27 protein-coding genes, 2 tRNA genes and 1 pseudogene are annotated in these 23,775 nt (G+C 41.1%); 26 read left to right on the plus strand and 4 right to left on the minus strand.

The annotated features are described in order from the left end of the window. The 16 genes and pseudogenes from TJ79_RS28315 to TJ79_RS23065 all read left to right on the plus strand — a co-directional run. Positions 1-272, plus strand: a pseudogene (locus tag TJ79_RS28315) (penicillin-binding transpeptidase domain-containing protein); the annotation flags it as partial. 41 nt (positions 273-313) lie between these two features. Further along, entirely contained in the window at positions 314-1,084 is a 771-nt protein-coding gene (locus TJ79_RS22995) for a penicillin-binding transpeptidase domain-containing protein (protein WP_052339899.1), read from the plus strand. 148 nt (positions 1,085-1,232) lie between these two features. Next, positions 1,233-1,308, plus strand: a tRNA-Ala gene (locus TJ79_RS23000). A gap of 11 nt (positions 1,309-1,319) precedes the next feature. After that, a tRNA-Lys gene (locus tag TJ79_RS23005) sits at positions 1,320-1,392 on the plus strand. A gap of 215 nt (positions 1,393-1,607) precedes the next feature. Continuing rightward, complete coding sequence (locus TJ79_RS26310) at positions 1,608-2,711, plus strand: tyrosine-type recombinase/integrase (RefSeq protein WP_052339900.1); 1,104 nt, start codon at positions 1,608-1,610, stop codon at positions 2,709-2,711. A 264-nt stretch (positions 2,712-2,975) separates the two neighbouring features. After that, the gene (locus TJ79_RS23015; protein ID WP_040952700.1) at positions 2,976-4,229 is read left to right on the plus strand and encodes a DUF6161 domain-containing protein; all 1,254 of its coding nucleotides are present in this window, start codon (positions 2,976-2,978) and stop codon (positions 4,227-4,229) included. A gap of 296 nt (positions 4,230-4,525) precedes the next feature. Continuing rightward, positions 4,526-4,834: a hypothetical protein gene (locus TJ79_RS23020; RefSeq protein WP_040952701.1), complete on the plus strand. Its 309-nt coding sequence runs from the start codon at positions 4,526-4,528 to the stop codon at positions 4,832-4,834. Between the two features lie 600 nt (positions 4,835-5,434). Further along, positions 5,435-5,971: a WapI family immunity protein gene (locus tag TJ79_RS23025; RefSeq protein WP_155988009.1), complete on the plus strand. Its 537-nt coding sequence runs from the start codon at positions 5,435-5,437 to the stop codon at positions 5,969-5,971. A 248-nt stretch (positions 5,972-6,219) separates the two neighbouring features. Further along, positions 6,220-6,558 (plus strand): hypothetical protein, encoded by a 339-nt coding sequence (locus TJ79_RS23030; protein ID WP_040952703.1) that lies wholly within the window; start codon positions 6,220-6,222, stop codon positions 6,556-6,558. Positions 6,559-6,803: 245 nt separating this feature from the next. Continuing rightward, positions 6,804-7,211, plus strand: a complete 408-nt coding sequence (locus tag TJ79_RS23035) for a hypothetical protein (protein WP_040952704.1) — start codon at positions 6,804-6,806, stop codon at positions 7,209-7,211. Positions 7,212-7,465: 254 nt separating this feature from the next. Next, the gene (locus tag TJ79_RS23040; RefSeq protein ID WP_040952705.1) at positions 7,466-8,104 is read left to right on the plus strand and encodes a HEAT repeat domain-containing protein; all 639 of its coding nucleotides are present in this window, start codon (positions 7,466-7,468) and stop codon (positions 8,102-8,104) included. 205 nt (positions 8,105-8,309) lie between these two features. Continuing rightward, a complete protein-coding gene (locus TJ79_RS23045; RefSeq protein ID WP_040952706.1) occupies positions 8,310-9,032 on the plus strand; it encodes a hypothetical protein in 723 nt (240 codons plus the stop codon). A 218-nt stretch (positions 9,033-9,250) separates the two neighbouring features. Beyond that, positions 9,251-9,823: a M50 family metallopeptidase gene (locus TJ79_RS23050; RefSeq protein ID WP_040952707.1), complete on the plus strand. Its 573-nt coding sequence runs from the start codon at positions 9,251-9,253 to the stop codon at positions 9,821-9,823. Positions 9,824-10,023: 200 nt separating this feature from the next. Further along, entirely contained in the window at positions 10,024-10,473 is a 450-nt protein-coding gene (locus TJ79_RS23055) for a hypothetical protein (protein ID WP_040952708.1), read from the plus strand. A gap of 231 nt (positions 10,474-10,704) precedes the next feature. Continuing rightward, positions 10,705-11,292 carry a nucleotidyltransferase family protein gene (locus tag TJ79_RS23060; protein ID WP_052339901.1) on the plus strand — a complete coding sequence of 196 codons (588 nt, stop codon included), beginning with the start codon at positions 10,705-10,707 and terminating at the stop codon, positions 11,290-11,292. 224 nt (positions 11,293-11,516) lie between these two features. After that, positions 11,517-11,837, plus strand: coding sequence for a hypothetical protein (locus TJ79_RS23065; RefSeq protein ID WP_040952709.1), 321 nt, complete (start codon positions 11,517-11,519; stop codon positions 11,835-11,837). A 198-nt stretch (positions 11,838-12,035) separates the two neighbouring features. Here the strand turns inward: TJ79_RS23065 and TJ79_RS23070 are convergent, their stop codons facing one another. Further along, positions 12,036-13,244, minus strand: a complete 1,209-nt coding sequence (locus tag TJ79_RS23070) for an IS110 family RNA-guided transposase (RefSeq protein WP_040952710.1) — start codon at positions 13,242-13,244, stop codon at positions 12,036-12,038. Positions 13,245-13,638: 394 nt separating this feature from the next. Between TJ79_RS23070 and TJ79_RS23075 the strand changes: the two genes are divergently transcribed. The 10 genes from TJ79_RS23075 to TJ79_RS23125 all read left to right on the plus strand — a co-directional run bounded on the left by TJ79_RS23075 (position 13,639) and on the right by TJ79_RS23125 (position 21,680). Then, positions 13,639-14,094: a hypothetical protein gene (locus tag TJ79_RS23075; protein WP_040952711.1), complete on the plus strand. Its 456-nt coding sequence runs from the start codon at positions 13,639-13,641 to the stop codon at positions 14,092-14,094. Positions 14,095-14,315: 221 nt separating this feature from the next. Beyond that, positions 14,316-14,759: a hypothetical protein gene (locus tag TJ79_RS26315; RefSeq protein WP_052339902.1), complete on the plus strand. Its 444-nt coding sequence runs from the start codon at positions 14,316-14,318 to the stop codon at positions 14,757-14,759. Positions 14,760-15,051: 292 nt separating this feature from the next. Continuing rightward, on the plus strand, positions 15,052-15,627 hold the full coding sequence (locus TJ79_RS23085; protein WP_040952712.1) for a GNAT family N-acetyltransferase: 576 nt from the start codon (positions 15,052-15,054) through the stop codon (positions 15,625-15,627). Between the two features lie 283 nt (positions 15,628-15,910). After that, positions 15,911-16,447, plus strand: a complete 537-nt coding sequence (locus TJ79_RS23095; protein WP_040952714.1) for a hypothetical protein — start codon at positions 15,911-15,913, stop codon at positions 16,445-16,447. Between the two features lie 236 nt (positions 16,448-16,683). Further along, positions 16,684-17,283 carry a transglutaminase-like domain-containing protein gene (locus TJ79_RS23100; RefSeq protein ID WP_238323116.1) on the plus strand — a complete coding sequence of 200 codons (600 nt, stop codon included), beginning with the start codon at positions 16,684-16,686 and terminating at the stop codon, positions 17,281-17,283. Positions 17,284-17,476: 193 nt separating this feature from the next. After that, a complete protein-coding gene (locus tag TJ79_RS26320; RefSeq protein WP_052339903.1) occupies positions 17,477-18,373 on the plus strand; it encodes an alpha/beta fold hydrolase in 897 nt (298 codons plus the stop codon). A gap of 279 nt (positions 18,374-18,652) precedes the next feature. Continuing rightward, positions 18,653-19,453, plus strand: coding sequence for a class I SAM-dependent methyltransferase (locus TJ79_RS23110; RefSeq protein ID WP_040952716.1), 801 nt, complete (start codon positions 18,653-18,655; stop codon positions 19,451-19,453). A 235-nt stretch (positions 19,454-19,688) separates the two neighbouring features. Beyond that, positions 19,689-20,255 (plus strand): GNAT family N-acetyltransferase, encoded by a 567-nt coding sequence (locus TJ79_RS23115; RefSeq protein ID WP_040952717.1) that lies wholly within the window; start codon positions 19,689-19,691, stop codon positions 20,253-20,255. Between the two features lie 19 nt (positions 20,256-20,274). After that, positions 20,275-20,637: a hypothetical protein gene (locus tag TJ79_RS23120; protein ID WP_155988010.1), complete on the plus strand. Its 363-nt coding sequence runs from the start codon at positions 20,275-20,277 to the stop codon at positions 20,635-20,637. A gap of 284 nt (positions 20,638-20,921) precedes the next feature. After that, positions 20,922-21,680 (plus strand): class I SAM-dependent methyltransferase, encoded by a 759-nt coding sequence (locus tag TJ79_RS23125; protein WP_052339904.1) that lies wholly within the window; start codon positions 20,922-20,924, stop codon positions 21,678-21,680. Between the two features lie 128 nt (positions 21,681-21,808). Here the strand turns inward: TJ79_RS23125 and TJ79_RS23130 are convergent, their stop codons facing one another. The 3 genes from TJ79_RS23130 to TJ79_RS23140 all read right to left on the minus strand — a co-directional run. Then, entirely contained in the window at positions 21,809-22,783 is a 975-nt protein-coding gene (locus TJ79_RS23130) for an electron transfer flavoprotein subunit alpha/FixB family protein (RefSeq protein ID WP_040952718.1), read from the minus strand. Between the two features lie 23 nt (positions 22,784-22,806). Next, positions 22,807-23,574, minus strand: coding sequence for an electron transfer flavoprotein subunit beta/FixA family protein (locus TJ79_RS23135; RefSeq protein ID WP_040952719.1), 768 nt, complete (start codon positions 23,572-23,574; stop codon positions 22,807-22,809). A 22-nt stretch (positions 23,575-23,596) separates the two neighbouring features. Further along, positions 23,597-23,775, minus strand: a 179-nt coding sequence (locus TJ79_RS23140) for a TetR/AcrR family transcriptional regulator C-terminal domain-containing protein (RefSeq protein WP_040952720.1), incomplete at its 5' end; no start/stop codon positions are given.

Here is a 23,775-nt window from a genome sequence, read left to right on the forward strand (position 1 = left end):
TTGTAGATGGCAAAGGAGTACAAAAAGCCGATCTCGCCGATAAAGCCGCCGTGCCGGGGCAAGACTTCCAATTGACTATCGATGCTGAGCTGCAGAAGACCATTTACAATGAAGTCAAAGAGGACGGGGCTTCTGTTGCTGCCATTCAGCCGATGACAGGCGATGTACTAGCTCTTCTAAGCAGCCCGTCTTATGACCCCAATGCCTTTGTGAGCGGTCTTTCAAGCGAGCAGTATAAGAAGTGGAACGATGATCCGCATCATCCTTTTTAAACCGTTTTTCGAAAGGCTACGCGCCGGGATCGTCCTTCAAGATGATTACTGGAGCCATTGGGCTGGATGCATCCATCATTCACCCGGATGAAGGGAAAACCATCGCCGGTCTAAAATGGACGAAGGATGGCTCCTGGGGCAATTATTACGTGAAGCGGATTCACGATATCAATCCGATAAACCTTTCTGAGGCGTTTATTTATTCGGACAATATTTATTTTGCTCAAGTGGCTCTTGAGATCGGCAAGGAAAAATTCGCACAGGAAGCGGCGCGCTTCGGAATCGGCGAAGCGATTCCCATCGAATATCCGCTGAATAAATCGCTTTTATCCAAGGATACCATTCAAAGTGATATCCAACTGGCGGACTCCGGTTACGGTCAGGGGCAAGTGACCATGACGTCGCTCCATGTCGCCCTTGCCTACTCAGCGCTGGTGAATGAAGGCAGCATGGTGATGCCTCTATTGGTTCAGTCTGAGGCTCAGGAGCCGCGTCTGTGGAAGGAGCATGCGATGTCTCCGGAAACGGCTGCTTTGTTGAAAGACGACCTCGTCAAAGCGGTCAGCAGCCCCGAAGGCGTCGGCCACGGCGCTTACATTCAGGGAGCTTCCATCGCTGGCAAGACGGGGACGGCGGAGCTGAAGGCGAGCAAAGACGCAGACGGCCAAGAGAACGGTTGGTTCGTGGGCTTCGACGCGGCGAAGCCGGAATTGCTTCTCTCTGTCATGGTTGAGGACGTGAAAGGCCGGGGCGGCAGCGGGTATGTTACCGCCAAAGTGAAATCTATCTTTCAACACGAATTAGGAAAGTAAGGATAAGGGGAGAACGCAGTTTTTTTTGTGTAATAGACATGATAAGCGGGTTGTCGAATTTTTTTATAAAAAAGGGTTGCATTGAGGTGGGTTGTCCTGTATAATCATTTCTTGTGAGTCGCAAAAAACGACTAACACCTCAGCAAACGGGGCCATAGCTCAGCTGGGAGAGCGCATCGCTGGCAGCGATGAGGTCAGGGGTTCGATCCCCCTTGGCTCCACCAAAATCGTATATGGACTCTTAGCTCAGCTGGTAGAGCAGTTGACTCTTAATCATCTGGTCCAGGGTTCGAGTCCCTGAGAGTCCATCAGACAAAGAAACGGCAGAAATGCCGTTTCTTTGCGTTTATGCATTTCTGGATGACACCTGGATGATCATCATTTAAAATGAAGTTTATTAGGAAGTAAATAGAATAGGCGACTGCCGAAAGCATCGGGAGGCATCAAAGTCTGGTTGGACTTTGAATGCCTCTTTTTTAATTACCAATAAATAGCACGTATGATAAAATGTGAGGGGAAGCCTATGGAAATAATTGTGACGAAACGGGATGACGCGACTTTAGGGATTCGTTTCGGCTGTTACGATGCAAGGGGCATTGAAATAATCAGAACTATCCCAGGGAGAAAATGGCTGCCTAAGGAATCTGTTTGGTCGGTTCCCTTTTCTATTGATAACGTCGAGCAGCTTCTGGCTGATTTCAAAGAATATCAATTTCATGTTGATGATGTCTTGTATGGGGAATGTGATCTGTTTCAAAAAAGCTTTCATTCCCGAACTGCAGGGAACATGATCAACAACATTTTTCAAAAACAGCTCTTGAAGAAAGAATTGATCTTAAGAGGATACAGCATCAAGACGATAAAAGCATATTGCGGACATGTCGAAAGATACTTCCGCTATTTATACTCACCGCGTAATCAGAGAGTTGGGTTAAATCTTCAAGATTATTCCTTAACCCTATTGAATCAACAACTTTCGCATGCCTATGTGAATCAAGCAATAAGCGCTATCAAATTCTACTTTGAAAATGTACTTCGCGAGAAAGAGACGGCACCTTACATAAGACCAAAAAAAGAAAATAAACTACCCAACGTACTTTCCCTTAATGAAGTTATGAAAGTAATAAAAGCTCCATCTAATATAAAGCATAAAACCCTCTTATTTTTGGCTTATTCTTCAGGATTGCGCGTTAGCGAAGTGGTACGATTGCGTCTCCAGGACTTTGATCATGAACGGAAGACGCTTTGGGTTCGGCAAGGCAAAGGGAGAAAGGATCGGCTGACCCTTTTATCTCAAACTGCTTTTGAAGTCGTGCAAAGCTATCTCCAACAGCAAGCTCTAACGACATGGCTGTTTCCCGGTCAAATCGAAGGGCGTCACTTATCGGAGCGTTCTGCACAAAAAGTTTTCGAACAGGCTCTAGCCAACTCCGGTGTACATAAAAAAGTAAGCATCCACGCTCTTCGTCACTCTTTTGCCACGCATTTGCTGGAGGGTGGGATTGATATTCGTTACATCCAAGAACTTTTGGGACACAAGAGCAGCCGTACCACGGAGATCTATACCCACGTCAGCGTTAAAGATGTCCGCCGCATCAAGAGCCCGCTCGATCAGATCGATAGCTAACAGGCGGGGATTCTATTTGACGCATGATTTCGCAAATTCTCTACCTTTTGCGGAATTCCCGAACTTCGCAAATTCCACATCACATGCTGGATAAACGAAATACGCAAATAAGACGTTATATGAAAGGGATGCAATTAATATTTTCTTATTTAAACACCGCTATACGACTAACTAAGTCATATAATAGTATTTTTTCTTGCAGGTCATTGGATGAATTTTCCATATTAATGAACTAATTAGATTCTTACTTTGGGAGTGTGCTATATGTCGGAAACGCTAACTCAAGATTGGCTTAAATCAGAGTTTGAAGGAAAGGATGTATCAATTACATTCTTTCCTTCAGAAACAAAAAAGAGAATTCATAGTTTTGAAGAACTAGAATCATTAATTAATGATGAGTATTCATTTTGGAATCGAATATCAGGAAACTCAAGTTCTTATAATGTACTGTATAGAATTTCTATTCATTTTGCTGGGATAAAGAATAACTTAAGTGAGGTACGAGGCTATGTCGTTAATAACCCAAATCATGCGTTATCAAATCTTCAAACGGCAATCGCTCAGGCAACAATTAACTATTTTCCAGTAATATATTCAACTTCGAAAGAAGGACAATTTTTAGCTAGTTTAGGGAATTCTGAGAAGGCGGAAGCAGCGGCTGCCTTTCTTTTTGAACCTAATTCAGGAAGAGTTCAAAATGTATTAAATATTCAGGGAGTTATTGACGCTTACTTTTTTAGGGATGTAAGACGTCAATCAAAGAGAGATACTAATCTGTTCATAGAAAGTGAGATTGCCGCCATTGAGAAATTAAAATTGAATATGACAACACAACTTGATAGTGTAATTGCAACGTACAATCTTAAGAAAAGTGAACTTCTAGCTGAGATAGACACAAGAAAGAATGAATTAGATAAATTGAAGTCCGAACATAATAATAATTTGGATGAATTGCATAATACTCAAAAGAATAACTTGGAGGAGTTGTACAAATCTCAAAATATACATTTTGAAGAATTGGACAAAGAATATCGAGAGAACATTAAATTATCAGCTCCTGGTCAATACTGGTCTGAATTATCAAAAGAATATTCAAAAAAGGGGAACAAGTGGAGGAATTGGTCAATAGCTACATCTGTTCTTTTTCTATTATTTTTAGGCTCATTATTGATTAGCGGTTCAAATTTGTATTTTGTTTCTAATAATTCAGTAAATATCAATTCTGTTAAGGATGCAATTCTAATTACTATGATTACATCAGTATTCGTATATTTTATTCGTCTATTTGTTAAGCTCACAACGAGTTCTTATCACTTGGCAACAGACGCTAAAGAACGTGAACAACTTACATATGTTTATCTTTCATTAGTTCACGAAAAAGGAGTTGGAGATAGCGATAGGGCTATTATTTTACAATCCTTATTTAGTCGCTCGGACACTGGCTTATTAAAAGGAGATTCTAGTCCTTTGATGCCACAAGATTTTAGTGGATTAATAAACAAAATTAAATTAACCTGAATAGCCTTTGTTAGCATTTCGAAGATGGCATCCCCATCATATAACACCGTATTCCCGCTGCGGGGCTAACGCCCCTTGGTCTGCCCGAGGCTTTTCGGAGGAGTGGATCAGGCAGACAACCCTGCGAGACTAAGTGGCGGAGCCACCCGGCGCCAACGCGCCTTAAGCCTCTCGGATTCGTGAATACAACAACGTTAGCTGAAATCCTGGAATACATGTAAACCCTAAAATCTAAGGGGCGTCACTTTCATAATTTTGAGGTGATTATTATTTTTCAATTTAGAATAGTTGATATTATGAAAACTGAAAAGATGAGTTTCAGTACACGTTATCCTAAATTCAAAGGAACATTCTTTATATACGGTCAATATTTAGATAAGGCTGATGTATTGAGGATTAATGATTTTCTTTTTGAAGAAATGAATACTGAAAACAAATATAGGGTGATTGATTTCCCGCTTGTAAGAAAGATCCCTTATAAAGAAGATCATTTTCATATTATTATCAAACCAGAATTCATTATCGATTCTTTAGATGATCACTCAAGGACTCTTAAAGAGCGGATTTTGTGCAAGCAACTCGACGAAGCCCAGGACATCAGCTAACACCATATTCCCGTTTCGGGCCTTTCGGCCCTTGGTCTGCCCGAGGATTTTCGAGGAAGCAGAATCAGGCAGACAACCCTGCGAGGCTAAGTGGCGGAGCCACCCGGCACTAAAGCGCCTTAAGCCTCTCGGATTCGGGAATACGACAACGTTAGACGCAATTGCCTAGACCTGGTGAGTAGAATTAATCGATGTAGATAAGAAACAACAATTGAATAAGAGCATATTACATTAACGTATCTAGCCACACTCTGGTCGCAGGGTTGCCTTGATACGTTTGTTGTTTTAAAGGAAATTAAAAGAAAGAGTCGAATGATAAAGGAATATATTGTTAGTTTGAAATGAATGTACTTAGTTACACTTTGATTGATAGGGTTATCAAGCTCAGTTTGAGTTCAAAAAGATATATGAAACAAAATGGTTTCTGAATGTAATTTGAGGAGCCTATATAAAAACAATTAGAGCGTATATTTAAAGAGCATGAAAGGCATGTTTAATTGATTTTGTTAGTTGATCGAGGAAGAGGCAACAGCGTCTAACACCGTATTCCCGCTGCGGCCGGCTACGCCGACCTTGGTCTGCCCGAGGTTTTTCGAGGGGGTGGATCAGGCAGACAACCCTGCGAGGCTAAGTGGCGGAGCCACCCGCTCACTACGTTCGCTTAAGCCTCTCGGATTCAGGAATACAACAACGTTATGTGAAATCCCCGAAAAACAAATAGAGAAAGACAAAGGGGCCAATCTTGTGGAAGAACTTATTATTAAGGATTTAGATAACAATTATCTTAAATTATTAATTTCAGAAGATTTTTATAAGTTCGGTGGAGCCAGAATTGAAATCAAAGTTGATAATTACTTTATTAATGGAGTTATTTGGCTTTTTCGAGGGGAACTTTTAGAATTTAAAAGGCAAATTGAGGCAATGTATAGAGATCTCAAAGGAATAGCAATACTTATGGATTCAGAATCAGCATTAGAAGCAGAGTTTTCTTTTGATATTAGAGGATATGTAAATATTAAAGGTCGATTTAAAGAACGATATGAAAGAGAGAATCAACTACTCTTTTCACTGAAGACTACACAACCAGAGATACAAGAACTAATGAACCAGATTGATGAATTATTTAAAGGCAGATAAATAATGATTGTATTTCAAGGAGTCGGGGACATCACATAACACCATATTCCCGCTGCGGCCCGGCAAGCCGGACCTTGGTCTGCCCGAGGTTTTTCAGGAATGTGGATTCAGGCAGACAACCCTGCGAGGCTAAGTGGCGGAGCCACCCGGCGCTAGCGCGCCTTAAGCCTCTCGGGTTCGTGAATACAACAGCGTTATCTGAAAGCCCCCAAAGAGTATGATTTTATAACAAAGATGGAGTGAGTGGTATGCGTAAATATGCATTTACTCGACCCAGTTCTACTTCTACGCATGATATTCCCAAAGTAATGATATATGAAATAAAGAAATCGGGAGTATATGTTTTTGTATACAAATCACAAGATGATATACCTTCACATAATGATTATTGGTTTTATGCTTTGGATGATGCAGAAGCTTTTTGTAAACAATATTTTACTATCAATAAGAATGATTGGATACAAATCGAGGATCCCCAAGAAGGATGTCAACATGATTTAATAAGACCAATAAGACGGCAGGGAAACTTAAGTGACTATAAATATGAAATATTAATAGATAAGGAATGGAAAGAAATTAATTTTTAAAGTCTGACTAATATTAATAAATGAATGATTGAGGGAACATTCGAGAAGTGGGGGCCATCAGATAACACCGTATTCCCTCATCGGACCTGACGGTCCTTGGTCTGCCCGAGGTTTTTCGGTGAAGTTGATCAGGCAGACAACCCTGCGAGGCTAAGTGGCGGAGCCACCCGGTCCTGGCGGACCTTAAGCCTCTCGGGTTCGTGAATACAACAACGTTATGTGAAATTGACTAAAGAGGGAAAACAATGAAAACCAAAATTCTCAAATTACTCTTAGTAATATTAGTCTTTGCAGTTATTGGACTGATTATATGGAATCCATTTATTTATAGATTTCATACAGAATTAATAGATTCATATGAACAAGGACAGAATGAATTATCAGAAGATTGGGATATAGTTGTATCGGAAGAAGACTTTAAAAGACTTAACCTTGAAAATGTTATTTTAAATGAAGAGAATCTTTTCAATGATCATTTTGTTGTGATTTCGAAATACAAAATTAAATCACTATATTATTGGAGAATAAGGGATGATTGTGCATGTGGACCTCCCTATGGGGAAATAAAATTTGATAAGAAGAATAGTGAATTAGGACACTTATATATTTATAAGACTGAAAGAAAATGGATATACCAGGCAACAGGGCTCTGAAAGTATTTCTAAGTAGAGTCAACTTCACATAACACCATGTTCACGCTTCGGGGCATTCGCCCCTCGGTCCGGCAGATGCTAGATGCTAATCGACGAGGCATTTCAGTTGCAGAGAAGTAAATTCAGCCGGACACATCCGCACCGACTAAGTGCATCGCGCCCGGTGACTTCGTCACCTTAAGTCGGTGGGACGTCGTGAACACAAGAACGTTAGGTGAAATTACCGAAATGCTTATACAGCAGGAGGATAGGCAATGAAGCCGATTTTCAAAGAATTAAAGAACGAAGTGTCTCATTTTGTGAATTGGTCCAATTCGGTTAAACATAAAGTGTATGAGTGGGAAGCTGACTACCCTGATTGGTCGAGAGTGTATACTTTAATTGGGAAGCTATTAATGAGTATTTCATTTAGTGATTTGACTCAGGAAGCTAAGAAAGACTTATTATTTTTACTAGCAAGAGATAATGAACTTGAAGAGATTGCAACCCAGTTAGCTGAGTATCCAGATCATATAATTCCACTTTCTAGAGAGGGCTTAAGCTATCCTGATTCGGATGCAAGATGGCAGTTAGCCCATTACATTTGGAGTTATGGTAATACGTTCCCTGAAGTTGAGGGGATTTTAGTTGAATATTATAGGGATACAGACGAGTATGTACGAAGAAGGACTCTTTTAGCACTAGGATATATGAAATCATGTTATGCGGAACAGCTAGCCCTTGAATCGTGGAATACCGGGTTAGAATATCAGAGAATAGCAGCCTTAGACGTTCTTCATGAGATAAATTCAATACAGATAAATGAACTATTAAATGAAGGCGAAAAAGATCAATTAGAAACTGTAAGAAATAGAGCAAAAACCATTAAAGAACGTCGTGGGTTATCTCAATGAAGTCGGTAACATCACCTAACACCGTATTCCCGCGGCGGCCGGCTACGCCGACCTTGGTCTGCCCGAGGTTTTTCGATGGAGTGATTCAGGCAGACAACCCTGCGAGGCTAAGTGGCAGAGCCACCCGCTCACTACGTTTGCTTAAGCCTCTCGGATTCGGGAATACAACAACGTTATCTGAAAGACACTTGAAAGGAAGTAAAACATGAGTGGTTATGTCACAGAGGCAAACATTAAATGGGCAGTTGGAATTATTGTCCCTATTTTAGTTACAGTGATAGGTTGGATTTATGTATACCTTTCTAGTCAAAAGAACATGCGAAGGGATAAGCGCATTACAACATATATTAGTACTTTTAATTTTATTCGTGAGCCAATAAATGAAGCTATACAGAATTATTCGAAACTCAGCATTTTTATATTATTGACATCGAATGATTTAGAAAGATTTATTAAAGAGGATAACAATTTATTTGAGGCTAGAAAGGCTGGATTTTTAAAATCATATACTGCAGATGAATTTAAAGAGCTAAAAAACAAGGCAACAGAGAGTTTCATTAAATTCGTCTCATCGTGGGAACAATATGATATTGTTTTAAAGCCTTTAGTGAGGCAAAGATATGCAATTCAGAAAGAATTTTTAGAGGTGAATATCGTATTAAATGAAGTGTTTACTGAATACAACACCTATTTTTATTCTATTAGTAAAGGTGGTGATGTACCTGATAATGCTAGAGTTAGGTTAATATCTCGATTGAAGGATGCAGATGAAGTTATAATAGATTTCTTTTCATGCATAATGGATATTAACGTAAATTTACAGAATTATGTATTTAAAGACTTTTTGGGTGTTTATTTAGAAGCTCGTCAAGTGTCCGAGATTAATCACCCAACTATAAATAAATTAATGAATAAACACAAACTGTAAGTTATGCTCCGAGGAAGTGTCCTTCAGATAACACCGTATTCCCGCCGCGGCCGGCTACGCCGACCTTGGTCTGCCCGAGGTTTTTCGAGGATGTGGATCCAGGCAGACAACTCTGCGAGGCTAAGTGGCGGAGCCACCCGCTCCCGATGGTCGCTTAAGCCTCTCGGGTTCGTGAATACAAGAACGTTATACGAAATTCTCCTAAAGGATGAATAACAATGAAAACAAGTAAAAGAATAAAGCAAAGCGTAATCTTAATCTCATTTATTGTAGTAATTGAAATGGCAATTACTTTCCTCTACATACTATTACATGAAGGTGGACATGCACTGTCTACTATAATATGTGGAGGGCAAGTAACTGAGTTTGATATGAACATACTTACAGCACACATACGACCTGTTGGAACATTTTCTAGTCTTGAAGAGTCAATAATCCACCTATCTGGATTCCTTCTACCTGTAATCGTATGGATGATATTTATATTAGTAATGACAAATAATAATTCATGGATTCAACTGATCAAATTATTAATATCAATGCCTATTTTATTTACCTTTTTCACATGGATAATTATCCCTATCCTATATTTGAATGGTATTGCCCCACGTAATGAAGATGTTACACACTTTTTGGATTCATCTGCTATAAGCCCATTGGCGTTATTTATAATCATGCTGATAATTTGGGTGGCCGCTTTATTTTTCTTTTTGAACAAAACCAACATAAAGAAATTATTTTTTGAATTAAGATCTGGGAGTATATTCGGTGAAGAGGAGAACTTCGTATAACACCGTATTCCCGCTGCGAGCCTTACGGCCCTTGGTCTGCCCGAGGTTCTTCGAGGGAGTGGTTCATGCAGACAACCCTGCGAGGCTAAGTGGCGGAGCCACCCGCTCACTACGTTCGCTTAAGCCTCTCGGATTCGGGAATACAAGAACGTTATGCGAAACCTCTGCAAGACTAGATAACCTGATATGGAAGTGATTTCATGGAGGTCCGAATAATTACTTGTAAGAGCGTTGGTGTTTATGGCCACGCACTTACTAGGGGGAACAAATACATCGTAAATAAAGAAGACGAGGAGAAATACAGAATCATCGGAAATCATGGAAAGGCAGTCTGGATTTCTAAAGCAAATTTTATTGAAGGAAATATTGAAGTACCTATATTGGAAGCGTGGAAATTCGATGATGATATAAATGAGTTTGATTTGGTAGAGATAACACTTACTTTTTCTGATAGAAGTAAACGTTGGTGCCTTGTGACAACACCTCAAAGATTGGTAAACCATTTTGATAAAGAAATGGAACCACCAGGATTTAATTTAAGACATTTAATTATAACAAAAACAATGAATTATGAAGACATTGAAAAAACATTGATATTTCTAGATTCCAATGATGAATTAGTAGAAGCAAGTAAACCTTTGAATAGCTGATTCTAGGATGGCAGAGGCATCGCATAACACCGTATTCCCGCTGCGGCCGGCTTCGCCGACCTTGGTCTGCCAGAGGATTTTCGGAGAAGTTGAATCAGGCAGACAACCCTGCGAGGCTAAGTGGCAGAGCCACCCGGTCCTGGCGGACCTTAAGCCTCTCGGATTCGGGAATACAAGAACGTTATGCGAAAGTCTGTTAGAGCTAACAGATAAAAAACAAAACAGAAAGATGTGATTCAAATTAATTTATCAAATCATCAAATAGAAAGACTAGCTCAGATTGTACAGAAACATAAAGCCGTATTTGAATTTCTTGTTGGGGCTCAAGAGTTGGAGATAACTAATTACTACATTGGAGCAGGATGTATTACTCAGACGGTGTGGAATTATTTAAGTGATATGCCTCTTGAGCATGGAATTAAGGATGTAGATTTTGTCTATTTTGATGATAATGATCTATCAGAAGATAAAGAAGATCAACTGAAATTACAACTTGAAAGGCTATTTCCAGATTATCCATTTAAGATCGATGTAAAGAATGAGGCTAGAGTTCATTTATGGTATGAGAGTCGGTTTGGATATGAGATTAGCCCATACCGCTCAGTAGAAGAAGCAATAGATACATGGCCAACTACAGCTACTTCTTTAGGGATACGAATCTCTTCTAATAAGTGGAAAGTATATGCACCCTACGGACTGGATGATTTGTTTAATAAAGTCGTCAGACCAAACAAGCGACAAATTACTAAAGAGATTTATGATAAGAAAGTACACCGATGGAAAGCGCAATGGAATGATTTAATTATAGAGCCATGGTAGGCTGATCAAAGAAGAACAGACCTTCGCATAACACTGTATTCCCGCTGCGGCCCGGCAAGCCGGACCTTGGTCTGCCCGAGGTTTTTCGTTGAGGTTGATCAGGCAGACAACCCTGCGAGGCTAAGTGGCAAAGCCACCCGCTCACTAACGTTCGCTTAAGCCTCTCGGGTTCGGGAATACAACAACGTTATGCGAAACCAACAAATAAATAGAAGGTGATTGTGTTGTCTGTAGCAGCAATAATCATTGAACCTAAAGATACACAATTCTATGTACCCGTTTCAAATGAGGCTTTTTTTCAGAATTGTTGGGTCCCAGCCATCAAAGAGCTAAATCTGAAATTAATTTCTTTATTTAATCCTGGATTAGATCTTACTAAAAAGGACCTTTCTCATCTCATTGAAGAATTAGAATTATTAATAAATTGGGCTGAGGTTAATTTAGAAAATGATGATTTTAATTATATGAAGAGAAGAATTGATTTTCTTATAGTTAGACTTATAGAAGTGTTCACAAGTGATGAAGTTATAGTGTTCATTGGCTAAACATCGACTATTAGCCCGATGTGAATTGAATGGATAAATTTTTTCAGCAATTTCATAGATGTCGTTGGCATCGCATAAACCAGCTAATCAAAGTCAACAAAGAGTAAATGTATCACTTGGTAGAGGAAAAAAGTGACATACCAAAACAAGCCTACATATCGAGGCTCGCATATGGTAAAATATACCTATAAATTCCGATTAATTCGCATGAAAAACCTCTTGGTTGCGCCAAATGCCGTAAATTAAGCGCAGAAGCTTGTTCGAAGTCGCGACAATGGCAACTTTTGCGGGTTTGCCTTCTGAGCATTTCTGTTGGTAATATTGCCATAGAACCGGATTTCTCGGACCGTGGATCTGCTTGGAAATGCCCGCAACGGTAGCTTGGTACAGGGCCGTACGGAGATAAGCGGAACCGCGTTTTGAGATTCGATTCTGGTTCGCCTTAAAGGTTCCCGACTCGTAAACAGATGAATCCAGCCCGGCAAAAGCGGTCAACTGTTTCACGTTTGGGAACCTTTTTATATCCCCAACCTCTGCGAATATGACAGCTGCGGTAATCGGCCCCACTCCGGGAATCGAACGCAACAAGTGGTAGGGCTTCGACTGGCCAGCCAACAGCTCCATCTGTTTTTCCAGTAAGGCGCTGCCTGTCTGGTACGACGTTAGTAGCTCGATATAGTTGCGTAAGGCGAGTTGGTGAGCGCGTTGTCCGGTTGGATCAGGCAGGCTATTCTGTGCGATGGATAGAAGGACGCGAACTTTTTCTTGGTTCCACTTCAGACCTCGCCGGTTGTGCATGAGGATGCGTAAAACGTCGTCTTGATCGGCAGAAAGGAAGTCACCAGGCGTAGGGTAAGCGGCGATAAGCTGAAGGGAAGTCGGATTGAACAGGTTTTGAAACGCCTTCTCATAACCGGGGAACACCAAGTCCAGGATGGAACGGAACTGAAGCTGAACTTCGCTGTAAAGGTTGGTCCAATTGACGTATTGTCGGCAAATATAGCGTAGTTCTGCGATTGATTCGACTAGTGGAGATAGAGACGTTCCCTCGCCTAAGTAGAAAGCCTGTGCAATCCGGATTGCATCTACCGAATCGGTTTTGACCTTACGTACCGCTTGCTTTTTCAAGGCATGGGTGGACAAAGGATTCAGCATAACCACAGGGTAGCCGTGGGAAGAAAAGAAGGAAGCGATTGGTTTCGAATAGTTACCCGTCGCCTCCATGACCACAGTAGGGCGTTGATCCGTAGATTTTTCAAGTTGATCGAGCAAGGGAAGCAAAGCCGCAACATCTTGCGGTGTATGTTGAAAAGAGAATGGCTTACGAACGACTACACCGTAGGAAGAGAAAGCTGCGGCAACACTTTTGCCTTTTGCGATGTCGATACTTAACACAGGTTGATTCATAAAACCCTCCTTTAAAGATACCAGGACCCCATGCAGTCACTCTCCACAGGTTGGCACGGTGATACGGGCTCGAAGCCCAATCAACTGAATCGGGGTATGAGCGATGCTAGGGCTGAAACACTTTATGCGACGAGATCAAAGTCCCAACACCGCATACGTTTTTGACCCGGTGGTGATTCTTTCAGTATAAAAGAAAAGGCCCATCCCCGACTCACTGGGATGAGCTTAATATACCAACACCGTATTCCCGCTGCCGCCGGCTACGCCGACCTTGGTCTGCCCGAGGATTTTCGATGAAGTGGATCAGGCAGACAACCCTGCGAGGCTAAGTGGCGAAGACACCCGGTCCTGGCGGACCTTAAGCCTCTCGGATTCGGGAATACAAGAACGTTAGATGATACCAGCGAAAGGAGTGAAAATCATAATTTTATTAATTAGGTACCCATTAAATTGTAAATTAATCTTCTCTATGGTTGTGTTTAGTTTAATAAATGTCTGGCAGCCAATACCAAAAGATGAAGCTAATAAATTTTTCAATATTGCTCTTGGAATTCTATTTGCATCGATAATTATTGTTGCAGTAATTCGAAGATTACTTAAAACAAAGACGTTAAGGCTAGATCCGGAATCCCTGAGTATCAAAAACAAGAGATTAGAAGTTCAAGATATATCGGTGATTTATATAAGTCACAATAAAACGATTGGTATTAAACCAAAAAAACATAGAATAGTTCCAATCTCATTATGTTTTGAATTAATCAAAAATCAAAATGACATTGAACAATTGATTTCATGGGCCAAGAGTAAAGATATTAATATTGAATACGGGAATTTCATGAAGTGGATATAAATTGAATGTGATTCGAAGATGCAACTGGCATCAGCTAACACCACATTCACGCATCGGGGAATTCGCCCCTCGGTCCGCCCGATGAGATAGCAGTGGAGCTTGATCAGGGGGACACACCTGTACCGACTAACTGCGCAAGCGCAGACGGGACATTCGTCCCTTAAGTCGGTGAGGCGTCGTGTGAAATACCAGAAGAACTAAAACATTATCGAAGGTGAGCCATGTTAATCAACCCTAATGAAACAATCATTAATAAAAATAGTAATACAGCTGTTGAATATGCCAAGTCTTTTGGAAAGAATTTAGATTATTCAGAGTCAAGTATTTCTGATGTAGAGATGATCCTAGATTATTACTCAAAGGAACTAAAACCTGGATTTTTTAAATCGTTAGTTAGATCAATTACTGGAAATAGACCTACAGCAAATCAAACACAATCTATGGCAATTATATGGGGGACTTATTTAGGTGAAGTTGTTAGAATTCATAATTCTGATAAATGCAATTGGTATGTTGAAAACGTGTTTGGCGATGGAGAAGTGCTTCATTTACAGATCGGGGACATTAAGGCGTTCCCAATAGATAAAGTTTATAAAAGGCTTACGAATGGCCCTGAAGATAATGTAGTTTCTTTCTATAATGTAGTAAAGTACAAGATTTTATAGGAAGATAGCTGATTCATGGAAGTCGGGTACTTCACATAAACCGTATTCACGCGGCGGACCTGACGGTCCTTGGTCTGCCAGTGGCATTTCGGAGAAGTTGGAGTCAGGCAGACAACCCTACGAGGCTAAGTGGCGAAGCCACCCGGCGCTAACGCGCCTTAAGCCTCTCGGGTTCGTAAATACGAGAACGTTAGGTGAAATTGGCTAAACTTCTTTGTCCATTACTCATTGAAGCATTTTAGAGCAATTAATGACACGTATCATTTTAATTATTAGAAGGAGTAAACCAAATATGAACAATTCTCCAATCTTACTATCTTTTTCAGAGGAGTTCCAAACCGATCGCCTAATAATAAGGGCTCCGAGGTGGGGGGATGGTATTCTTGTAAATGAAGCCATCCAAGAAAGTTTGAATGAATTTCGTCCATGGTTAAGGATTGCGAGAAATATACCTTCAGTTGAAGAGTCCGAAGCTCATGTCAGAAAAGCAAGATTAAATTTCCTTGAGCGAATAGATCTTGTCTTACATTTGTTTGATAAGGATACGGGCAATTTTATTGGTAGTAGCGGATTACACAGATTGGATTGGAGCATTCGTAAATTTGAAATTGGATACTGGATAAGGACATCTCGTACTAAAGAAGGGTTAGCTACGGAAGCAGTTAAAGGTATTGTCACTTTTGCGATTAATGATTTGCTGGCCAACCGGATTGAAATACGGAGCAATTCCCGAAATGAAAGAAGCAATCGAGTTGCAGAGAGATCAGGATTTACTTTAGAAGGGACATTACGAAATATGAAGTTGGATGAATCCGGCAACTTAGCCGATATAAATGTTTTCTCTAAGGTGAGAGGTATTGAATATTAATTCAATAAAGCGCTCTAGTTATTTTGGGGGAGCAGGAAAAAAGAGAACTCTACAAGGACATGTATGCTTTCTCGAGGATGTCGCCAACTTCACCAACACCGTATTCCCGTTTCGGCCGGCTGAGCCGACCTCGGTCTGCCAGAGGTTTTTCGGGGAAGAAGATCAGGCTGACAACCCTGCGGGGCTAAGTGGCGGAGCCACCCGGAGCTGACGCACCTTAAGCCTCTCGGATTCGGGAATACGACAACGTTAGCTGAAATCTGGGCAAAGAGGAATGATAAAATTGCTTAACAAAACAAAAGTAATGATTGGAGTTTTATTAATCATATCTGGGCTATGCATTCTAACTATTCATAACACTTTAAATAAAAATAAAACCTTTACACTCACAGAGATTGAAAATGATATCGTTAACCGCATCTATCAAAGTGCGGATGGTAAAAAGAATGTACAGAATGTAAAGATTGAAACCACAAAAAAAGTTGGTGAGTACATAGTATATCTTTACTCTTACGAATATAAAGAAAATGGTGTATCAAATAATTACGCAATTTACAAAGAAGATCAAGGAAAGTACAAAAGAGATACGGGAAGTATATTGTCATTCAAATTCAAAAATAGCAATCACAATAAAGGATTGCAGTACATTATGAAAGATGGATATTTAATATTGGTTGGAATTATAAACAATGGTGACCATGATACATACGAAATTATTTCAGGAGATATAACGATTACGGATAAGTATGAAAGAAACAAGTATTTTATCAAAGAATATGAATTAGGAAATCCAAATACGATGAAAATAACACCAAAATGAAATAATTGATGGTAGCTTCTCAGGAAGGTCCAGACATCCGATAACACCATATTCACGCTGCGGGTGACAAGCCCCCTTGGTCTGCCAGAGGCCTTTCGGGGAAGCGGAGTTTGCAGACAACCCTGCGAAGCTAAGTGGCGGAGCACCCGTTCCTAACTCGCCTTAAACTTCTCGGGTTCGTGAATACAAGAACGTTAGCTGAAATTGCTGAAAATCATGATTGAGGAGGTATAACATTGAAGCATGAAAAATCCTTAAATGCATATCTAATGGATTCAGATTATATTGACTATTCTAATGTTCAAATTCAAGAACTTATTAATTATTTTAAACAAGAAAATGAAATCGATCGTATAAGGGCAGTATTTGAATATGTTCGTGATAAAATCGATCATTCATATGATATCAAAAACCAGGAAGTAACAAGAAAAGCTTCAGAAGTCCTAGAGAAAAAGCATGGCATTTGTTATGCCAAGTCGCACTTACTTGCAGCAATATTAAGAGGAATGGGCATTCCTACGGGAATTTGTTATCAGAGGTTAACACTCTACGACAAACCAGAAGACGGATACTGTATTCATGCATTAAATTCTGTTTATATAAAAGACTTAGGCAGATGGATAAGAATTGATGCAAGAGGCAACAAAGAAGGCATAAATGCACAATTTTCCATTGAGGAAGAAAAACTAGCATTTCCAATTCGAGTAGAATACAGGGAGAAAGATTATTTAATAAATTACTCATATCCCCATCCTGACATTATCAAAACATTAGAAGAAAACACGAACTGTATACAGATGTATCAAAAAGGATTGCCAGAAGATTTGAGTGAGTAGTTCAGGGAAGGCAGCAACTTCAGTTACCACTGTACTCACGCATCGCAGCCTCACGGCTGCCCGGTCGCCTAGAGGCATATCGAAGAAGAGATTTCAGGCGACAACCCTGCGAACCTAACCGCAGTCGCGGCCGGCGGCTATTTAACTAACGAATGCGAAAAAAGATATGCAGCAACAAAGGAGACATTAATTCATGAAACAACAACGTATCCAACTTAATAAGGATATTTCGATTTATGTGAATTACACGAAGGGCGAGAAACCACCGGTGTTATTTCTTCATTTTAGCGGAGGGACCTCCGCGATGTGGTCGGGAGTATTGCCTCACTTTCTTGAAGAATATGAAGTCATTGTTCCGGATCTTCGGGGTCACGGTCGTTCAGATCGTCCGGAGATGGGTTATCACATCGACGACATGGCTCAAGATATGTTCTTGTTACTTCGCAAGCTTGGGATCGCACAATGCCATGTCGTTGGCAGCTCTCTTGGGGCAGAGGTAGGTCTATGTCTAGCCGCTGACCACCCGGAAATGGTGATATCGTTAGTTTGCGAAGGAGCACTATATAATGAGTTCGGCGAATACGGTTTGTTCGTCGGTACGGAGGAGGAAGCGGAGCGCGAAAAGGCAAGGGTTATAGCCGAGTTGCCGAAACGACAAGTTCCAGTCTACGATACCCCTTCGGAATATTCAGCAGAGGTGCGGAGTTCCTTCGAGGGGTTGGGCTTGTGGAATGAATATTTTTCCGCTTTTGCGGAAAGTACAATGGTTCAGACGGAGGAAGGTAAATTCATCAGTCATTATGAGAATCGGGTTCGAACGGAATATATAAGCAAGTACTTGGACGTGAAATTTGACCGCTACTACAAGAGAGTGCAGTGTCCCATCCTCTTCCTGCCGAGCGAAGAGGACTGGAATAACGAACGTATTCGGAGCATTATGCATGCTTTTGCGAATATGGTGAAGGTATGCGTGATCCGTAGAATTCCTCAATCGATTCATGCTTATGTATGGATGCAAATGCCGTTCGTCGTAAGTGGCGCGGTTAAGACGTTTTTGACGGACGTGAATCGAAGGACGGCAGTTGGTTGATTCCAAAGATCCGTAAGTGCTAGATAAGTTGCCTCCTGTTCAACGACACTAGGCCACTTGAACGTCGTGAATGCGGAAACGTTACCTGAAATCGTCGGGATAAAAGCATGTTAAAACACCAAGTTCTCAAGGAATATTATCTCAAGCTTTTGGAAGAAGAGAATTTGTTTTCTAGGCTTTTTGATGATGAGGTTTGAGCAACGAGGTTTTTCAAGGATAGTACCGTTAGCGGCAACCGGTTCGCGCACTTAAGATAATTTATATAATGGGGGTATGGAAATGGATTTACGTTTAACATTCAATGAGGATGCGCCAAACTACGACAGACTTCGTCCAACATATACAGACGAGTTGTTTGACGACGTAATTCGGTTTTCAAGTCTTAGCAGAAATAAAAGGGCGCTGGAAATAGGAATCGGCACAGGTCAGGCAACTTTACCTTTTTTAAAAACTAGTTGTAAAGTTACCGCTATTGAAATAGGTGAAAAACTAGCGCAATTTACAAGGGAAAAGTTTAGGGAGTTTAATAGTTTTGAAATAATTAATCAGGATTTTGAAAGTGTTCAACTTGATGAAAATGCCTATGACTTAGTTTATTCCGCATCAGCCTTCCATTGGATACCGCAAGAAATAGGGCTTCCGAAAGTTCATGGACTTTTGAAAAGTGGAGGTGTGTTTGCATGGTTTTCAATCCAACCTGTTCCCGCTGAAGAGCATACGCACATACATGAGGATCTGCAAAAAGTATATGAAAAATATAGTAAATTTTTCGGAGAAGAACAAAGACCTCAACTAGACCCGCAAATAAAGCAACAACAACTTGAGAAAAAACGTTTGGAAAGGTTCAATGCATTAAGACAGTACGGATTTGTTGATGTTACTGATAAATTTTACTATGGCACAAGAACATTTAATGCACAAGATTATACTACACTAATCAGTACATATTCAGACCATAAGGCAATGCCTGAAGAGAGCCGAATGCCATTCCTGAGAGAAATCGCTGAAACAATTGACCGCTGTGGCGGGAAATTTGCCCTTTCTGATACTATGTTTTTATGCATGGGAAGAAAACCGTAACCACTTTAATCTCTCCTGGTCGAACTCTCCGCAGCTTACTGCGGGGAGAATTCATTGCTATAAGCTTACTCCACAGTATAAGCATAATCAGAAGTTGTTTTGCTTCACAAATTTTATATATTACGTAAGATAAGCTTTTTGTTATGGGTACAGTCGTCCATGGCTGAATCTGGCTCGCATTTTAAAGAAGAAAATTTGTTTGCGAGGCTTCTCGAAGAAGTGTAGGAGGAAGCATATGTTTAGTCATATTATTAGTGATGACCTTCATCTTGAGATTCTTGAGATACGCCATTCAGAAGAATTATTTAGTTTATGTGATAACAATCGGGATTATCTAAGGGAATGGTTACCGTGGGTTGATGAAACGGTAAGTGTGAAGCATTCTAAGGACTTTATTCAGTTTTCTTTAAACTTATTTGCTAATAATAATGGATTTAGCGCAGGCATTTTCTATAAAGATAACCTTGTGGGTTGTATAGGATTAAATAGTATTGATTGGCCAAACAAGAAGACATCAATCGGATATTGGTTAGCTGAAGAACATCAAGGGAAGGGCATAATGACAAGAGTATGCAAAGTTATTATTAATTATGTATTTAGAGACTTGGCCCTTAACAGAGTTGAAATAAGAGCAGCTAAACAAAATTTAAAGAGCAGGGCAATTCCGGAAAAGCTTAATTTTATTAACGAAGGTATAGTGAGGCAAGCTGAATGGCTTTACGACCATTATGTGGATCATGTTATTTATGGGATGTTGATAGAAGACTGGAAATCAAATGAATTTTCTAAGAGTATTCCATAAAACAAGGGGGGCTTATAATATGATTAAATATGTAGAACAACCAACATTTGAAACTTGCGGACAAGCTTGTATTGCAATGATTGCAGGTGTAAGTATTGATGATGCAATTAAAACAATGAAAACAAGAGGGCCGACAAGTATTGGACAATTAATAGAGGCACTGGATTTTTACAAGATTAAGCATGCGGAAAAAAACAAAAGAATATCAAAGAAAAATCCTATATACTCCTCAGTCAGTATACTGACAGTACATATGCCTAACTATACTCACTGGGTATTACATTATCATGGGAAGTTTTATGATCCTGAATTTGGAATCTTGGATGTCTGTCATCCTAATGGGAAGATAACATCATTTTTAGAGATTTATTTAGATGAATAAACAACAGAAATCCAAATTATAGAAACATGAACAAGAATGATATGTGTGTAATTCAATGAAGTCCGGCACCTCACCTAACATCGCATTCAATGTTGCAGGCTGGGACAGGCTCGGCCATTGGTCTGGAAGAGGTATTTCGAGGAAGTGGAGTCACCGGACACATTTAACCGGCTAAGTGGTAGAGCCACCGGCACTACGTGCCTTAAGCAGCTTGAACGTCGTGAATACAAGAACGTTAGATGAAATACCCTCCCAAAAAATAATTCCTTAAGTGATTCGGTTTTATGGCAGTATATACAAAGCAAATTGAAAGGAATGAATTCTTAATGAGAAAGTACTACTTAGCTTATGAGGAGAGATATAGAAAATTACATGATGAGGGCCTAACTTGGTTTTCAGATATACCATCACCGGAATTGTTAGACTGGGTAGAAAATAATAATATTTCTTTGGAAGATGAGATTTGTGAAATCGGCTGTGGTGAAGGAAGAGATGCTTTGTACTTAAGTAATAAAGGCTATAAAGTAACAGCGATTGATGTTTCCGAATCTGCGATCCTAAAATGCAAGGAACTTGCCAGAATAAAAGGAGTTCACATAGATTTGAAGGTAGCAGATGCATTATCTTTATCTGAAGTTACCAGAAAGTATAAGTGGGTTTACTCTATTGCTACATTACATATGCTTGTTGATGATAACGATCGTTATAATTACTTAACTTCGCTTTACAATTTACTCGAACCAAGTGGAAATTTATTATTAGTTAATTTGGGTGATGGAGAGCATGAGAGAAAAACAGATATTACTCATGCATTCCAATTACAGGAGAGAAATCATAGTGCTTCTGGAAGGAAAGTAATGATTGCTAGTACAACGTATAGGGGAGTAAATTGGGATTATCATAAAAAAGAATTAGAACGTATAGGGTTTAATATTGAAGAAGCATTTAATACGGAAAATAAAGAATATGGTAAATGCATGACTGTATATTTGTCTAAAAAGGGTGATGATGATTCGAAGAGGTATCTCAAGCAAGGAAGTTGATTCAGCCGGACACACACGCATCACCTAGCCGCAGCGCGGTCGGCCCCGTAGGGACCATAAGGTTGTGGGGCGTCGTAAATGGGAATCAAATAATCGCTCTTTGGAGCTTTTGTTGCAAGAGTCTTCAGCTAAGCCAGTACCTTTTTGAATTCGGCGGTCAAGAGAGGGACAACTTCGAATAAGTCGCCCACGATGCCATAATCGGCAACTTTGAAAATCGGGGCTTCCGGGTCTTTGTTGATTGCGATTATGACTCGCGACTGGCTCATACCAGCTAAATGCTGGATGGCGCCGCTTATACCGCAGGCGATGTAGATTTCGGGTGTGACTACCTTTCCCGTTTGCCCGATTTGCAGGGCATAGTCGCAGTAGCCGGCATCGCACGCGCCTCGGGATGCTCCAACCGCTCCGTTTAGCACTTCCGCTAATTCCTTCAGTGGTTTAAATCCCTCCGCGCTCTTAACGCCTCTGCCTCCGGATACGACGATTTTGGCTTCCGTCAGATCGACCTTTCCCGATGTTTTGCGCACGACATCTCGAATCACCGAACGAAGGTCGGATGGCGGGGTATAACGAACCGAGACGATATCGGCTTTTGCGCCGGTTTCTTCTGCCGCAGGGATGTTGTTGGGCCGTACGGTTACAATCTGCGGTCCGTCCAGGAATCGCTTCTGTTCAAAGGCTTTTCCTGCAAATAATGGCCTCGTATAAAGCACATCCGCACCCGCCCGCTCAATGGCAGTTACGTCGGAAATCTGACCTGCTTGCAAGTGAGCTGCTACAAGGGGAGCAAGGTCGCGTCCCATTGCCGTATGGCCGAAAAAAACAGCTTGGGGATTCAACTCGGTGAATAGAGGTGAGACTGCCGCCAGATAAGCTTCCGGATTGTAGTGCTCGAGATCCGTGTGATCGATCAGATACACTTTGCCATCTATATAGCGGGAGAGTTCATCTGCCAGATTAGCGATCTGCGAACCGATTAACACCGCCGCCGTTTGATCCCCGTTGTCTTTCGTAAAAGCGGCCGCACGTATTGCCTCCAGCGATACCTGACGCAATTTTCCGCCGCGAATCTCTGCCACCACTACGTAATTTTTGCCCATGAGTTCGTCCTCCCTTTTCCCGGTTAGAGTACTTTCGCTTCCGTGCGAAGCATGCTCACGAGTTGACTAACTTGCTCATTCAAATCACCTTTCAGGATTTGTCCGGCCTTCCGCGCAGGCGGCAATGACAGCGCAGTACGCTGGGTTTTAGAAGCAACGTTGCTTTCCGTTAATCCCAAGTCGTCCAAGGCAAGCAGCTTGAACGGCTTCTTTTTTGCCTTCATGATTCCAGGGAGCGTTGGATAACGGGGCTCATTCAAGCCTTGCTGCGCGGTGAACAGAGCAGGGAGGGCAACTTCAAGCTTCTCGGTGTCTCCTTCCGCATCGCGTACAGCAACTGCACGCCCTTCGGAAATCTTAAGCTTCGTGATAGCAGCGGCATGGGGAAGATTGAGTAGCTTCGCCGTTCGAACCGCTACCTGCCCGCCGCCGGTATCCACAGAGAAATAGCCGGCAAGGATCAGATCGCAGTTTTGCTTAGATAAATAGGCAGCCAACACCTGCGATACGCTGAACTCGTCGCTTGGAATCCGGTCGCCGTCGATCAGCACGGCTTCATCGGCTCCCATCGCTAGCGCGGTCCGGAGTGCTTCGGCTGTTCGGCCCGGTCCGATGGACAAAACCGTGACGCTGCCGCCGTGAGCGTCCCGTTGCTGCAGCGCTTCTTCGACCGCGTACTCATCATAAGGATTGATGATGTATTTGACGCCTTCTTCGCTAACTTGACCGTCTTGAATGACAATTTTCTCCTCCGTGTCAAAGGTTTGCTTAAGAATGACATAAATGTTCATGCCATATGCTCCTCTCACAAAGTTATTTCAAGCCTTTCAAGAAAAATTCGACGGTTTTGCCGACCTGAGCCGATAGCGAATATTTTCTGCTGGAAATGAGCCATGAAGTGACGACTTCATCCATCGCGCCAAAGATAAGGAGTCGGGTCAGTTTCACATCCAAGTCCTCTCTGAATAGCTTCTCTTGGATTCCCTTTTCCA

The organism is Gorillibacterium massiliense (genome assembly GCF_000455485.1).
GTDB classification, from domain to species: domain Bacteria; phylum Bacillota; class Bacilli; order Paenibacillales; family NBRC-103111; genus Gorillibacterium; species Gorillibacterium massiliense.

Bases quoted from the DNA above. Each gene is read 5' to 3' on its own strand.
- TJ79_RS23045 (WP_040952706.1), top strand. From the start codon at position 8,310: ATGAGTGGTTATGTCACAGAGGCAAACATTAAATGGGCAGTTGGAATT.
- TJ79_RS26315 (WP_052339902.1), top strand. From the start codon at position 14,316: ATGTTAATCAACCCTAATGAAACAATCATTAATAAAAATAGTAATACA.
- TJ79_RS26320 (WP_052339903.1), top strand. From the start codon at position 17,477: ATGAAACAACAACGTATCCAACTTAATAAGGATATTTCGATTTATGTG.
- TJ79_RS23020 (WP_040952701.1), top strand. From the start codon at position 4,526: ATGAAAACTGAAAAGATGAGTTTCAGTACACGTTATCCTAAATTCAAA.
- TJ79_RS23070 (WP_040952710.1), bottom strand. From the start codon at position 13,244: ATGAATCAACCTGTGTTAAGTATCGACATCGCAAAAGGCAAAAGTGTT.
- TJ79_RS22995 (WP_052339899.1), top strand. From the start codon at position 314: ATGATTACTGGAGCCATTGGGCTGGATGCATCCATCATTCACCCGGAT.
- TJ79_RS26310 (WP_052339900.1), top strand. From the start codon at position 1,608: ATGGAAATAATTGTGACGAAACGGGATGACGCGACTTTAGGGATTCGT.
- TJ79_RS23115 (WP_040952717.1), top strand. From the start codon at position 19,689: ATGTTTAGTCATATTATTAGTGATGACCTTCATCTTGAGATTCTTGAG.
- TJ79_RS23055 (WP_040952708.1), top strand. From the start codon at position 10,024: ATGGAGGTCCGAATAATTACTTGTAAGAGCGTTGGTGTTTATGGCCAC.
- TJ79_RS23130 (WP_040952718.1), bottom strand. From the start codon at position 22,783: ATGGGCAAAAATTACGTAGTGGTGGCAGAGATTCGCGGCGGAAAATTG.
- TJ79_RS23120 (WP_155988010.1), top strand. From the start codon at position 20,275: ATGATTAAATATGTAGAACAACCAACATTTGAAACTTGCGGACAAGCT.
- TJ79_RS23015 (WP_040952700.1), top strand. From the start codon at position 2,976: ATGTCGGAAACGCTAACTCAAGATTGGCTTAAATCAGAGTTTGAAGGA.
- TJ79_RS23110 (WP_040952716.1), top strand. From the start codon at position 18,653: ATGGATTTACGTTTAACATTCAATGAGGATGCGCCAAACTACGACAGA.
- TJ79_RS23135 (WP_040952719.1), bottom strand. From the start codon at position 23,574: ATGAACATTTATGTCATTCTTAAGCAAACCTTTGACACGGAGGAGAAA.
- TJ79_RS23085 (WP_040952712.1), top strand. From the start codon at position 15,052: ATGAACAATTCTCCAATCTTACTATCTTTTTCAGAGGAGTTCCAAACC.
- TJ79_RS23050 (WP_040952707.1), top strand. From the start codon at position 9,251: ATGAAAACAAGTAAAAGAATAAAGCAAAGCGTAATCTTAATCTCATTT.
- TJ79_RS23125 (WP_052339904.1), top strand. From the start codon at position 20,922: ATGGCAGTATATACAAAGCAAATTGAAAGGAATGAATTCTTAATGAGA.
- TJ79_RS23075 (WP_040952711.1), top strand. From the start codon at position 13,639: ATGATACCAGCGAAAGGAGTGAAAATCATAATTTTATTAATTAGGTAC.
- TJ79_RS23040 (WP_040952705.1), top strand. From the start codon at position 7,466: ATGAAGCCGATTTTCAAAGAATTAAAGAACGAAGTGTCTCATTTTGTG.
- TJ79_RS23035 (WP_040952704.1), top strand. From the start codon at position 6,804: ATGAAAACCAAAATTCTCAAATTACTCTTAGTAATATTAGTCTTTGCA.
- TJ79_RS23030 (WP_040952703.1), top strand. From the start codon at position 6,220: ATGCGTAAATATGCATTTACTCGACCCAGTTCTACTTCTACGCATGAT.